This window comes from Streptomyces sp. NPDC051576 (genome assembly GCF_040681835.1).
In the GTDB taxonomy this organism is placed as follows: Bacteria; Actinomycetota; Actinomycetes; order Streptomycetales; family Streptomycetaceae; genus Streptomyces.
In genome coordinates, this window is record NZ_JBFAZO010000005.1 from 243,329 (window position 1) to 255,796 (window position 12,468).

Below are 12,468 nucleotides of genomic sequence, written 5' to 3' on the forward strand. Positions count from 1 at the left end.
ATGGCCGCATGTCCGACACCTCGCGCATCGCCGTCCACAGCGACATCGCCACGTCCCTCGCACTCCTCTCCGACCACGAACTCGCCGAACTGGTCGCGGCCGGAACGCCCTTGGGGACCGGTGTCGGCGGTCGCTCGGTGCTGGTCGAAGTCGACGGCAGAAAGGTGTTCGTGAAGCGGATGCCGTTGACCGATGTCGAGCGGCTGCCGGAGAACGTGCGGTCCACGGCCAACGTGTTCGGGGCGCCCGCCTTCTGCCACTACGGCATCGGTGCCGTTCCCAACCCCGGCTTCGGCGTCTGGCGTGAGCTGGTCGTCCACGAGATGACGACCAACTGGGTGGTGTCCGGCCGCTTTCCGGGCTTCCCGCTGCTGCACCACTGGCGCGTACTGCCCGACCCGGAGCAGTGGCTGCCCGAGGAACTCGCCGACGTGGAGCGGAACGTGGCCTACTGGGGCGGCGGGCGTGAGCACATCGAGGCACTGCGCACGGCGTCCGCGAGCCTGACACTGTTCCTGGAACACCTGCCGTACACCCTGCACGACTGGCTCTCCGCGCAGCTGCGCACCGGCGATCCCGATGCCGCCTGCGCCCTGGTGGAACAGGGGCTCGTAGCCGTCACCGGATTCCTTCACGAGCACCAACTCGTGCACTTCGACACCCACTTCAGGAACATCCTCACCGACGGACGGCAGCTCTATCTCGCCGACCACGGCCTCGCCCTCTCACCGCGCTTCCAACTCACGGCGGACGAGCGCGACTTCCACGACCGCCACCGTCACTACGACCGCGCCTACGCCCTCTCCTACCTGGTGCACTGGCTCGTCGTGGACCTGTACGGCTACGGCAGGGACGAACGCCAGGAGTTCATCCGCGCCTGCGCCGACGGCAAGCGTCCCGAGGACATCCCCCGTGCCGCCGCCGGACTCATCTCCCGGTACGCACAACTCGCCGCGACCGTGGGCGACTTCAACCGGCGTCTGGCGCAGGAGAGTCGGCTGACTCCGTACCCGTCGGCCGAGACACTCGGGATCGCCTACAACAACTCGACGCTCTCCGCGTAGTGACAGGCGACCGGGTTGCCCCCGCCCCGGTCCACAAGCGCCGGTATCTCCTCCACGCAGGACGTGCGTTCGCTCTCGGTGAGCTGGTTGGCGAACTTCGGGCAGCGGGTGCGGAAGCGGCAACCGCTGGGCGGGCGGACGGGGCTCGGGACGTCGCCCTGGATGGTGATCCGTTTCCGGGCGCGTTCCTTGCGCGGGTCGGGCAGCGGGATGGCCGAGACCAGGGCCTGGGTGTACGGGTGTGCCGGGCGGGCGAAGAGCTGCCGGGCGGGGGCGATCTCGACGAGGCGACCCAGGTACATGACGGCCACCCGGCCGGCCACGTGTCGCATCACCGACAGGTCGTGGGCCACGAACAGGAACGACAGGCTCAGTTCGCTCTGCAGGTCCATCAGCAGGTTGAGCACACCCGCCTGGATCGACACGTCGAGCGCCGACACCGGCTCGTCGAGGACGATCACCTTCGGGTGCAGGGCCAACGCCCTTGCTATGCCTATGCGTTGGCGTTGGCCGCCGGAGAACTCGTGGGCGAAGCGGTTGCCGTGCTCGGGGTTGAGCCCGACCAGGCGCAGGAGCTCGCGGACCTCGTCCTTGGCACCGGTCCCGTACCGCCCGTGGATGCGCAGGGGTTCGGCGACGATCTCGTGGACGGTCATCCGCGGGTCGAGCGAGGCGTACGGGTCCTGGAAGACGATCTGCAACTCGCGGCGCAGGGGCCGCATCTGACGTCTGCTCAGTTCGGTCAGCTCCTGCCGGCCGTAGCGGACCTGACCTGCCGTGGCCCGCTCCAGGCCGAGGACGGTGCGGGAGATCGTCGTCTTTCCCGAGCCCGACTCCCCCACCAGGCCCAGGGTCTCGTTCTCGTGCAGGTCGAAGGAGACTCCGCAGACGGCGTGCACGTCGCCGACGCGGCGGCGGATGACGCCCTTGGACATGACCGGGAAGTGCTTGACGAGGTCACGGACCTGGAGGACCGGTTCGCCGGTGCCGCCGTGGCCGGGCAGCGGCGGCAGGGAGGTGGCGGCCTGCGCGGGCGCGGTCATACGGGGTCCTCCTCGGGGTTCGTGGCGGGGGCCGCGTCGGCGAAGCGGGCCAGGGCCTCGGTGTCCGCGCCGACGGCGTCGAAGACCTGACCGGCGCCGGTGTCGACGAGTTCGTCGGCGAAGTGGCAGGCACTGAGATGCAGATCGCCCCCCGCTCTGCGCAGGGCGGGTTCGTCCGTGTCGCACACGTCGCGGCGCATCGGGCAGCGGGGCGAGAAGGGGCAGCCGGGTGGCAGGTTGAGCAGGCTCGGCGGTGAGCCGGTGATGGGGGTGAGCCGTGCCTCCTCCCGGTCCATGCGGGGCAGGGAGCCGAGCAGGCCCAGGGTGTAGGGCATGCGCGGGGTGTAGAAGATGTCCTCGACCGACCCCGTCTCCACCATCCGGCCCGCATACATGACCGCGACCCGGTCGGTGTGGCCGGCCACCACACCCAAGTCGTGGGTGATGAGGACGAGGGCCGCGCCGGTCTCGGCGCGGGCGGTCTCCAGGGCTTCGAGGATCTGTGCCTGCACGGTGACGTCGAGGGCGGTGGTCGGTTCGTCGGCGATGATCACGTCCGGGTCGTTGGCCATGGCGATCGCGATGACGACGCGCTGGCGCATCCCGCCGGACATCTCGTGCGGATAGCTGTCGACGCGCCGCTCCGGGCTGGGGATGCCGACCGTGCCGAGGAGTTCGACGGCCCGTCTGCGGGCATCCTTGTGTTTCATCTCCGGGTTGTGGCGGAGCAGGGTCTCGCTGATCTGGTAGCCCACGTTGTAGACGGGGTTGAGCGAGGTCATCGGGTCCTGGAAGATCATCGCGATGCCGCTGCCGCGCAGGTCGGAAAGGCGGGCGTCGGACAGCCCGAGGAGTTCGGTGCCCTCGAAGCGGACCGAGCCGCGGACCCGGGCGCCGGCCGGCAGCAGCCCCATCACAGCGAGGGCGGTCACCGACTTCCCGGACCCGGACTCGCCGACGATACCGAGCGATTCACCGCGGTCGAGCCGGTAGCCGACACCGCGCACGGCCCGTACGGTGCCGTCCTCGGTGCCGAACTCGACGCTGAGGTCCTCGACTTCGAGCACGGCGGACGTCACGGGGACCTCGCGCACTCCATGACTCGTGGTCGTCACTGTCGCACCCTTTGCTGCCGGGGGTCGAAGGCGTCGCGCAGTCCGTCGCCGATGAAGTTGATGGTCAGTGCGATGGCGATGATGAACGCGCCGGGGATATAGAAGAGCCAGGGCCGGGTGTCGACCGCCGTCTGCGCCTGGGAGACCAGCAACCCCAGGGAGGTGTCGGGCGGTTGGACACCGAAGCCGAGGAAGGAGAGCGCGGTCTCGGTGAGGATGCCGGTCGCCACCAGGACCGTCGCGTTGACGATGATCGGGCCGAGGGCGTTGGGCAGCAGGTGCCGGAAGATGATCCGCACGTCGGAGGCGCCGAGCGCCCGCGCCGCCTCGATGAACTCCTTCTCGCGCAGCGACAGCACCGAGGAGCGCACCACCCGGGCCACGTACGCCCAGGTCAGCCCGGCGATCACGATCGCGATCCAGTACCAGGAGCCGCCGGTGCGCGAGGAGATGACCAGCGCGATCGCGAACAGCGGCAGCGTGAGCACGAGGTCGGCGATGCGCATCATCACCGCGTCGACGATGCCCCGGTAGAAGCCCGCGATGGCGCCCCAGATCGCGCCGACCAGGGTGGAACCGAGCGCGATCATGATAGCGATCTTCAGCGAGGTCTGGGTGCCGCGCATGACCTGTGCGTAGGCGTCGTATCCCGAGGAGTTGGTGCCGAACGGGTGCTTCCAGGACGGCGGTTTGGAGTTGTCCTCGGTGTACTTCTCGTAGGAGTAGTGCCACAGGTGGGGGCCGATGAACGCCCACAGCAGGATCAGCACGAACACGACCAGGCTGACCATCGCGGCCCGGTGCCGCACGAAGCGGCGCAGCACCAACTGGGTCTGGGTGCGCTGCCGTACGGTGAACTCGTGGTCGCCGGGCGGCAGTTGAGTGCCCGCGGACCCCGGTGCCTCGATGTCAGTCATAGCGGATCCTCGGGTCGAGTACGGCGTAGAGGAGATCGGCGATGAGGTTGAACCCGATGACGACGACGGCGGAGAGCAACAGCCAGGCCATGGTGCGGTAGACGTCGAGCGTGGTCGCCGCCTGGACCAGCATCTCGCCCATGCCGTGCCACTGGAAGATCGTCTCCGTGATCACCGCGCCGCCCAGGATGATCGCGATGTCGAGCGCGGTGACGGTGGCGAGCGGGATGAGGGCGGTGCGCAGCGCGTGCCGGGTCATCACCCTGCCGCGCCGCAGCCCCTTGGCGCGGGCGAGCCGTACGTAGTCGCTGTTGAGGACCTCCAGCATGGAGGCGCGGGTATAGCGGGTCCAGGAGGCGAAGGAGACCAGGGCGAGCGTGATGGTCGGCAGGATGAGATGGCCCACGTGATCGGTGAACTCGTTCCAGGTGGTGTCGACTTCGAGATACGGGGACTTCTCGCCGATGGTGCCGAGGAACTGGCTACCGGTCTTCTCGTTGAACCAGATTCCGGCCTGCTTGAGGAGGACCGCGAACCAGAACACCGGCATCGCGAGGAACAGGAAGCCGAAGAAGGTGATGGTGTAGTCGGCCGCGGAGTACTGGCGGATGGCGCTGAACACGCCGAACACCACGGCCAGGATCAGCGCGAGGATCATCGCCGCGGCGACCAGCGTGATGGTGACCTTGAACCGGGTGAACAGGTCGTGCCCGATGTTCAGGTTGGCCTGCACGGACGGGCCGAAGTCGCCGTGCAGGACGCCGGTGATCCAGTTCCAATAGCGTTCCATCACCGGCTGGTTGGCGTGGATGTGCCGGGCGAAGGCGGCCACCGCCGCCTTGCTGGGCGCGGGTTGACGTGAGGTGGCGAAGTTGGCCACCGGGTCACCGGAGTTGATGACGACGAGGAACACGATGAACGTCGAGATGATGAGGACGGGTATGGAGACGAGGATGCGACGCACGGTGTAGGCGAGCATGCGGTCTCTTCTCTCGGAGGCCGGCGGGTCGGGGATGCCGTCCGGGCCGGGCCCGGCCCCGGTGTCGCCGGGGCCGGGCTCGACGGGCGTGCCGGTGGTGCTACTTCTTCAGGCCCCACTCGCCGGTGTTGTAGGCCGGGCCCACGTTCGACGAGTTGTTCCGCATGTTGACGAACCTCGTCTGGACGGCGAGGAACGTCGGCTTCTGGTAGAGCGGCAGCACATAAGCGTCGTTCACCATCAGCTGGTCGGCCTGGTTGAGGAGTGCCGCGGCCTTCGTCGCGTCCGTCTCACCAATGGCCTGGGAGATCAGGGAGTCGACCGTCTTGTTGCTGTAGCCGCCGTAGTTGCCGCCGCCGCCGGTGAACCAGTTCTGCTGCGCGCCGCTGCTCGGGAACGGCGGTGCGACCCAGGCGAAGACGATGATGTCGTACTGGTGCCCGGCGAGGACCGTGCCGAGGTCGGCGGCCCCGATCGGCTTGATGGTGATCTTGATGCCGAGGCTCGCCAGGTTGCTCTGCAGGATCTGGCACTCGCTCTGCCGGATCTGGTTGCCGGTGGTGTAGCGGCAGTTGAAGGGGCCGACGGCCTTGCCGTCCGGTGTCTTCAACGCCGTGCCCACGCCGGTGAACTTGGCGTCGGTGAGGTACTTCTTCGCCTTGGTCAGATCACCCGATCCCTGACCGGTGCCGCTGACCACGTCCTTGTAACCGGCCTGCCCGGGAACGAAGTTGTGGTTGCCGAGCGGCTTCACGGCCGGGTCGAACTGGCCGACCGTCTTGGCGATGATGTCCTTGGTGTTGATCGCCGTGAACATCGCCTGCCGCAGCGCCAGGTACTTGCCGATCACCGGGTCGTGCAGGTTGAGGTCGAAGTGCTCCCAGGTCAGCCCGTTGCCGATGGCGTACGTGATGCCGGGGATGTCCTTGACCTGGTTGACCAGGTCGACCTCGGGCTGCGGGTAGATGGCCTGAACTTCGTTGTTCTTCAGGGCTGTCGGCTCTTGAGTGGCGTCCGAGATCACCTTGAAGATCAGCCGCTGGAGGGTCGCCTTCTTCGCGCCGTACCACTTGGGGTCGGGTACATAGGTGGCGTGGTCGTTGTCGACCCACTGCTGCATCTTGTAGGCGCCCGCCGTGGGGTACTTGGTGGGCGGCGTCTTCAGGAAGTACTGCCAGGCCTGCGCCATCTGCGTGGCCGTCATGGCGGCGGCGTCACCGACCTTGGCACCGGAGAGCTTCTCGGCGGTGTGCGCGGGATAGAGCGGATAGCCGGCACCGAACAGCGACTTCCAGTCCGAGTACGGCTTCGACATCACCATCGTGAATGTCTTGCCGTTGTCGGACGGCGTGAGGGACTTGATCCGGTCGTAGCCCGCGGTGCTCTGCGGCAGGCAGCCCTTGGTCTGCGTGGAGTCGCTGGCGGGCGGCGGCGGGCAGTCCTTGCCGTTGTTGGTACGCCAGTAGTAGATGAAGTCGTCGGCGCTGATGGGCGTGCCGTCGTTCCACGACGCCTTCGGGTTGATCTTGTAGACGACAGTCTGCGGGCTGGTGCTGGTCTGTGTCGCCGAGGTCACCAGGTCGGTGTTCAGGGAGACGGTGAAGTCCGGCTGAGGTATGAACACCTGCGGCAGGACGACCTCCAAGGCCTCCGCGTTCTCGAAGGTGTTGCCGTTGACGTCCTGGACGTTCCACTGCTGGATGTTCTTCTCCAGCACATAGGTGAACGTGCCTCCGGACTTGGTGGCGGCGGAGTTGCAGGTGTTGGCCTTGCCCACGGTGTTGCAGGACGTGAGCCCGGCCGAGCTGCCCTTGTTGGAGCTGCCGCCCCCGCCGCCGCTACTGCAGGCGGTGAGCGCCAGGGCGAAGCCGGCGGCGAGGGTGAGGGCCCGGGTGAGGGCCGAGGATGGCGCGCGCATGTTCCTCTCCTTCGACCGGCACGAGATCCGGTCCCGTCAAGGCGGCCGGCGGCCGCGAGAGAACTGAGCTGCGCAAAGACGTTAGGGCTCCGATGTACCTTCTTCACGTTCTTGTTCATACCGGGAAGGCGACAATTCGCCCTCGCTTTGTTATCGGAATGCCCCACGCCCCGCAAAATCACCAGGTCGTGTCCCCGAATAGGCAAAGTCCCTTCCAACATCGTTGATCAGACCGCAAATTCACGTGCCGTCAGCCGACCGGAATACCAGCTTCCAGATACAGCGCGGCCCCGCGTTCACGGGCCCGCAGCGCCCACCGCAACCGCTCGTAGCGGACGGGCGGCAACAGGTCCGCGGCCTCCTGTTCGCTGGCGAAGCACCAGCCGCGCAACTCGGGCCCGGGCAACAGCAGCCGACCCGCCTCCGCCGCGTCCAGCCGGCCGCCGTCGAAGAGGAGGCGCAGTCCGCCGTAGCCCGGTGGTACGGGCGACTCCCAGTCGACGACGAGCAGCCGGGGTACGTCGTCGAGGACGATGCCGGTCTCCTCGGTGACCTCGCGCATGCCGGCCCGGGCGGGCGCCTCGCCGGGTTCGACGACCCCGCCGGGGAACTCCCAGCCGGCCTTGTAGGTGGGGTCGACGAGCAGGACGCGGTCCTGTTCGTCGAAGAGGAGCACTCCGGCCGCGAGGGTCTCGGAGGTGGGCTCCGGGGTCTGCACGATGTCGCAGACGGGCACGGCACCACTGCCGACCGCCCCGGCGATCCGGGTGGCCGTCTCGTAGGGGGTGAGCGCGCTGGTGTCGACGAGATGGGCGTCGGCGGTGAGCCAGGAGGCGAGCGCGGCGCGGTACGGCTCGATGTGGTCGTATGCCCACTGCTGCATCCGCAGCTCGCCGTCGGGGAGGTCCGGTGGGATCTCCCGGGCGGCTATTCGTTCGCGCAGGATCGTTTCAGCCGGAGCGAGGAGGACATGCCGGACGGCGATCCGGCGCGCGGCGAGACCGCCGAAGATCTCGTCGCGGTACTCCTGGCGCAGCACGGTCATCGGAACGATGAGGGTCCCGCCCAGCTCGGCGAGCATGGCGGCCGCCGTGTCGATCACCAGCCGCCGCCAGATCGGCAGGTCCTGGAAGTCGCCGACCTCCGCGAGACGCTTGGGCGGGAGCAGGCAGGGCAGTGCTCCGCCGATGACCTCCGGGTCGAAGAGCGTGCTGTTCGGGATCAGGTCCATCAGTTCCCGTGCGGTGGTCGTCTTCCCCGCACCGAACGCGCCGTTGATCCAGACGACGGTCACAGTTCCCCCTCTTCTGTTGGCCCCCTGAGGCTTGCCCGTTCCACCCTGCCACGGAAACCAGCCCCAGTTGAGAGCGCGCATACGACGGCGCCGGTGCCCCCTCCGACGAGGCACCGGCGCCGTGCGCTTCCGACCGGTATCAGCTGTTCTGTCCCAGGGTGCCCTCGTCGACGGCGAGGCTGCCGTCGCTGACGAGATGGTCCACGGAGCCCACGGTGTCCTTGACGTTCAGATCGCCGAGTACGTCGTGGTCGTGGGAGTGCGACGGAGTGATCGCGGCGACGACGAATCCGGTGGCGAGGGAGGCGATGGCGAGCATGCTGCGCTTCTTCATGCCCCGTTCAACTGACGAAGCGCGCCGGGGTCACGCCCGGACGGCCCGCCGGGCGGAACCGGCCCCGTCCCGGGCCCGTCGCACGAGATCCACGGCCGCCTCCGGCCACTGCGGATGATCGAAGCTGAACCCCTCCGCCAGCAAGCGACCCGGGACGACCCGCCTGCTCTTCAGGAGGAGTTCGGTGTCCGAGCGCAGGGCGAACGCGCCCAGTTCCGCCATCCACTTGGTGGCGGGCAGTCCCACGGGGACGCCACGGGCGGCTCGCAGGACGCGCATGAAGGCGCGCTGCGGGAGCGGTCCCGGGGCGGCGAGGTTCACCGGTCCTGCGATGTCGTCGCGGTCGACGAGGAACTCGACCGCGCGCACGAAGTCCTGGTCGTGGATCCAGGAGACGTACTGGGCGCCGCCCGCGACCGGACCGCCGAGCCCGAGCCGGACCAGCCCCGACAGGACGTCGAAGACACCGCCGCGGTCGGGGCTCATCACCATGGCGGCGCGCAGCGCGACCTTGCGGGTGTGCGGGGTGTCGGCGCGTTCCTGCGCCAGCTCCCAGTTCTTGGCGATCTCCACGCTGTAGGACCAGTAGCCGGGGACGTCCGGTTCGGCGCCGCCGATCAGACCGGTGGCCTCGTCGTTGGGGGCGTCGTAGCGGTGGGCGTAGACGGTGGCGGTGCTCATCTGGAGCCAGACGCGCGGCGGTTGCGCGGCGGCGGCGATGGCCTCGCCGACGACCCGGGCCGAGTGGACTCGCGAGTCCATCATCGCCTTCAGATTGGCGGGCGTGTAACGGCAACTGACGCTGCGCCCCGCCAGGTTGATCACGACGTCACTGCCGTCAACCTCCCGGGCCCAGGAGCCCAGCCTCTCGCCGTCCCACCACACCTCACGATCACGCGCCGGCCGCCTGCTCAGCACGACGACCTCGTGCCCGGCCCCGGTCAGAGCACGGTTCAGCACCGCGCCCACCTGTCCCGTACCACCGGGAATGACGATCTTCACAGGGCTCCCCCTTCGGTTCGGAGTGAGCCTAGCGCAGAAACTTGAACGCGTTCAAAAGTAAATCGCCTCGGCCTGTTGGCCGACCGGCACGCGCTCAAGAATGCGCCCGCCGTCGAACTCGGCCTCGGCGCCACTCCGTTGATCCAGGCGGCCACGCGGGCCCCGCTCACCACGACGGTCACCCCGCCCGCGGGGACACCGACGGGGTCGTACGACCTGACGCTCCAGGCGAGTTACCGCTCACCGACCGGCAACACCCTGCCGTTCACCGCGTCCGCGGTGGTGGCTCCCCAGGCGGGACCCTCCTACCTCGGTGACCTGCTCTGGTTGTCAACGACTAACGGATACGGGCCCGTTGAGCGCAACACCAGCAACGAGGAGAGGGCGGACGGCACCAAGGTCGCCTCGACCGGCGTCCTCACCAACGCGATGCCCGCCCAGCCGGTCACGGCGGATGTGACCGGCGCCCAGGTGGTCCGGCTCCTCGTCACCAACGGCGGTGACGGGATCGACTCGGACCACGCGGACTGGGCGGACGCTCGACTCACGTGCTGAGCAAGGACGTAGGCCACTGAACGAACGTTTCGTCCGCTCGGTTCCTCACACCCCGGCCGAGGTCGTGCTCGCCCGCCCGGCGAGCGCGGCCGCGGCCGCTCCCACCAGCCCGGCGTCCGTGCCCATCTGAGCCGGCGTCACCGTCAGGCGTTGCACGAAGGACAGCGTCGCGTAGTCGCTCAGGGCCTTGCGCAGCGGCGTGAAGAGCACGTCGCCCGCCTTGCCCACGCCGCCGCCGATCACGGCGATGTCGATCTCGACGAGGGTCGCGGTGGCCGCGATACCGGCGGCGAGGGCCTGTGCGGCCCGCTCGAAGGAGGCCACGGCGACCGGATCACCGGCGCGGGCCGCGGCGGCCACCGCGGCGGCAGAGGCATCGCCGTCCGGGCCCGGCCGCCAACCGCCCTCGACCGCCCGCCGGGCGATGTTGGGACCGCTGGCGATCCGCTCCACACACCCGCGCGAACCGCACGGGCAGGCGTCGCCGTCCAGGTCCACGCTGATGTGGCCGATGTGGCCCGCGTTGCCGGTCGGCCCGGGGTGCAACTGCCCGCCCAGGACGAGGCCGCCCCCGACACCCGTGGACACCACCATGCAGAGCGCGTTGGCGTGCCCGCGCGCGGCACCCTGCCAGTGTTCGGCCGCCGTGATCGCCACACCGTCGCCGATCAGCTCGACGGGCAGGCCCCCGGTCGCCGCACGCACCCGCTCGACGAGCGGATAGTCGCGCCAGCCGGGCACGTTGACCGGGCTCACGGTGCCCGCGGAGGCGTCCACGGGACCCGCGCTGCCGATGCCGAGGGCGCTCGCGCGGGACCACGAAGGCGATGCGGTGAGCTCCCCGAGCACCTCCTCCACGGCGCGCATCACGGTGTCGCCGTCGTCCTGCGAGGGTGTCGGGCGCTGCGCGCGCACCAGGATCTTGCCGTGGCCGTCCACCAGCGCCCCGGCGATCTTGGTGCCTCCGATGTCGAGCGCGGCCACGAGGTCGGTGTGCATCACAGTGTCAGATCTCCCCGTCAAACATGAGGTACCACCAGAAGGTGAGTTGGACCGGTCTCGCGGTGGGGGCGCAGGCCGGAGATATCGGTGGACAGTCTCTCTCGCATATGACAACGTTGTCCAGGCTCTATGCTCGACGCCACATCCTCATACAAACCCATGGACCTATGCATCCCCCGTGGACGACAGGACAGGACAGCGCATCGTGCCAGAGACCGCCCGCCGCCCCGAGAACCGCTACGGCAACCGTCCGACCATGAAGGACGTGGCCGCACGCGCCGGTGTCGGCCTGAAAACGGTGTCTCGCGTGGTCAACGGCGAACCGGGCGTCACCCCCGACACCGAGCGTCGCGTCCAGGAGGCCATCGACGCCCTCGGCTTCCGTCGCAACGACAGCGCCCGCGTCCTGCGCAAGGGCCGCACGGCCAGCATCGGCCTCGTCCTGGAGGACCTCGCCGACCCGTTCTACGGCCCGCTCAGCCGCGCGGTCGAGGAGGTCGCCCGCGCCCACGGCGCCCTGCTGATCAACGGCTCCAGCGCCGAAGACCCGGACCGCGAGCAGGAGTTGGTGCTGGCGCTGTGCGCCCGGCGCGTGGACGGGCTGGTGGTGATCCCGGCCGGGGACGACCACCGCTATCTGGAGCCGGAGATCAAGGCGGGCGTCGCGACCGTGTTCGTGGACCGTCCGGCCGGGCAGATCGACGCGGACGTCGTCCTGTCCGACAGCTACGGCGGCGCGCGCGACGGCGTCACCCACCTCATCTCCCACGGCCACCGGCGCATCGGCTTCATCGGTGACATGCCCCGCATCCACACCGCCGTCGAGCGACTGCGCGGCTACCGGGCCGCCATGGAGGACGCGGGCATACCGGTCGAGGACGCCTGGATGTCCCTCGGTGTGACCGACCCCGTGCGGGTGCGCCGGGCGGCCGAGGAGATGCTGACCGGCCCCTCCCCCGTGACCGCGATCTTCGCCGGCAACAACCGTGTGACGGTCACCGTCGTCCGGGTCCTGGCCGAACAGTCCCGCCGGGTCGCCCTCGTCGGCTTCGACGACTTCGAACTCGCCGATCTGCTCCAGCCCGGAGTGACCGTCGTCGCCCAGGACTCCGCGACCCTCGGCCGCACGGCCGCCGACCGCCTCTTCCGCCAACTGGACGGCACCCTCATCGCCCCGGAGCGCATCGAACTGCCCACCCGGCTGATCACCCGGGGCTCGGGCGAGCTGCCGCCGACGGACTGAGC

The 12,468-nt window shown here is 69.1% G+C and carries 11 protein-coding genes and 1 pseudogene; 3 read left to right on the plus strand and 9 right to left on the minus strand.

Features of this window, described 5'->3' with window-relative positions; all coding sequences use genetic code 11:
• Window positions 1–8 precede the first annotated feature (8 nt).
• Window positions 9–1,064: a protein kinase family protein gene (locus AB0M63_RS18455; protein ID WP_366020104.1), complete on the plus strand. Its 1,056-nt coding sequence runs from the start codon at window positions 9–11 to the stop codon at window positions 1,062–1,064.
• Here the strand turns inward: AB0M63_RS18455 and AB0M63_RS18460 are convergent.
• From AB0M63_RS18460 to AB0M63_RS18495, 8 genes are all read right to left on the minus strand, one after another.
• A complete protein-coding gene (locus tag AB0M63_RS18460; protein ID WP_355901716.1) occupies window positions 1,037–2,107 on the minus strand; it encodes an oligopeptide/dipeptide ABC transporter ATP-binding protein in 1,071 nt (356 codons plus the stop codon). The two genes, AB0M63_RS18455 and AB0M63_RS18460, sit on opposite strands and share 28 nt — an antisense overlap.
• Entirely contained in the window at window positions 2,104–3,222 is a 1,119-nt protein-coding gene (locus AB0M63_RS18465) for an ABC transporter ATP-binding protein (RefSeq protein ID WP_355901717.1), read from the minus strand. The genes AB0M63_RS18460 and AB0M63_RS18465 overlap by 4 nt, the downstream gene beginning before the upstream one ends.
• On the minus strand, window positions 3,219–4,139 hold the full coding sequence (locus AB0M63_RS18470; protein WP_366020105.1) for an ABC transporter permease: 921 nt from the start codon (window positions 4,137–4,139) through the stop codon (window positions 3,219–3,221). The genes AB0M63_RS18465 and AB0M63_RS18470 overlap by 4 nt, the downstream gene beginning before the upstream one ends.
• Entirely contained in the window at window positions 4,132–5,118 is a 987-nt protein-coding gene (locus AB0M63_RS18475) for an ABC transporter permease (protein ID WP_355901719.1), read from the minus strand. Before AB0M63_RS18475 ends, AB0M63_RS18470 begins: the two co-directional genes overlap by 8 nt.
• 100 nt (window positions 5,119–5,218) lie before the next feature.
• The gene (locus tag AB0M63_RS18480) at window positions 5,219–7,036 is read right to left on the minus strand and encodes an ABC transporter family substrate-binding protein (protein ID WP_366020106.1); all 1,818 of its coding nucleotides are present in this window, start codon (window positions 7,034–7,036) and stop codon (window positions 5,219–5,221) included.
• A 250-nt stretch (window positions 7,037–7,286) separates the two neighbouring features.
• Entirely contained in the window at window positions 7,287–8,330 is a 1,044-nt protein-coding gene (locus tag AB0M63_RS18485; protein ID WP_355901721.1) for an NUDIX domain-containing protein, read from the minus strand.
• A gap of 139 nt (window positions 8,331–8,469) precedes the next feature.
• Entirely contained in the window at window positions 8,470–8,664 is a 195-nt protein-coding gene (locus AB0M63_RS18490; protein WP_366020107.1) for a hypothetical protein, read from the minus strand.
• 30 nt (window positions 8,665–8,694) lie between these two features.
• The gene (locus tag AB0M63_RS18495; protein WP_366020108.1) at window positions 8,695–9,666 is read right to left on the minus strand and encodes a TIGR01777 family oxidoreductase; all 972 of its coding nucleotides are present in this window, start codon (window positions 9,664–9,666) and stop codon (window positions 8,695–8,697) included.
• Window positions 9,667–9,765: 99 nt separating this feature from the next.
• Here AB0M63_RS18495 and AB0M63_RS18500 point away from each other — a divergent pair.
• Window positions 9,766–10,221: pseudogene (locus AB0M63_RS18500) on the plus strand (NPCBM/NEW2 domain-containing protein); the annotation flags it as partial.
• A 45-nt stretch (window positions 10,222–10,266) separates the two neighbouring features.
• Here the strand turns inward: AB0M63_RS18500 and AB0M63_RS18505 are convergent.
• On the minus strand, window positions 10,267–11,220 hold the full coding sequence (locus AB0M63_RS18505) for an ROK family protein (protein WP_355901724.1): 954 nt from the start codon (window positions 11,218–11,220) through the stop codon (window positions 10,267–10,269).
• Window positions 11,221–11,428: 208 nt separating this feature from the next.
• Here AB0M63_RS18505 and AB0M63_RS18510 point away from each other — a divergent pair, with 208 nt between their 5' ends.
• Window positions 11,429–12,466, plus strand: coding sequence for a LacI family DNA-binding transcriptional regulator (locus AB0M63_RS18510; protein ID WP_355901725.1), 1,038 nt, complete (start codon window positions 11,429–11,431; stop codon window positions 12,464–12,466).
• Window positions 12,467–12,468: the final 2 nt, after the last annotated feature.

Coding starts and splice junctions, on each gene's coding strand:
- AB0M63_RS18470 (WP_366020105.1), bottom strand. CDS start 4,139: ATGACTGACATCGAGGCACCGGGGTCCGCGGGCACTCAACTGCCGCCC.
- AB0M63_RS18490 (WP_366020107.1), bottom strand. CDS start 8,664: ATGAAGAAGCGCAGCATGCTCGCCATCGCCTCCCTCGCCACCGGATTC.
- AB0M63_RS18480 (WP_366020106.1), bottom strand. CDS start 7,036: ATGCGCGCGCCATCCTCGGCCCTCACCCGGGCCCTCACCCTCGCCGCC.
- AB0M63_RS18475 (WP_355901719.1), bottom strand. CDS start 5,118: ATGCTCGCCTACACCGTGCGTCGCATCCTCGTCTCCATACCCGTCCTC.
- AB0M63_RS18505 (WP_355901724.1), bottom strand. CDS start 11,220: ATGCACACCGACCTCGTGGCCGCGCTCGACATCGGAGGCACCAAGATC.
- AB0M63_RS18460 (WP_355901716.1), bottom strand. CDS start 2,107: ATGACCGCGCCCGCGCAGGCCGCCACCTCCCTGCCGCCGCTGCCCGGC.
- AB0M63_RS18455 (WP_366020104.1), top strand. CDS start 9: ATGTCCGACACCTCGCGCATCGCCGTCCACAGCGACATCGCCACGTCC.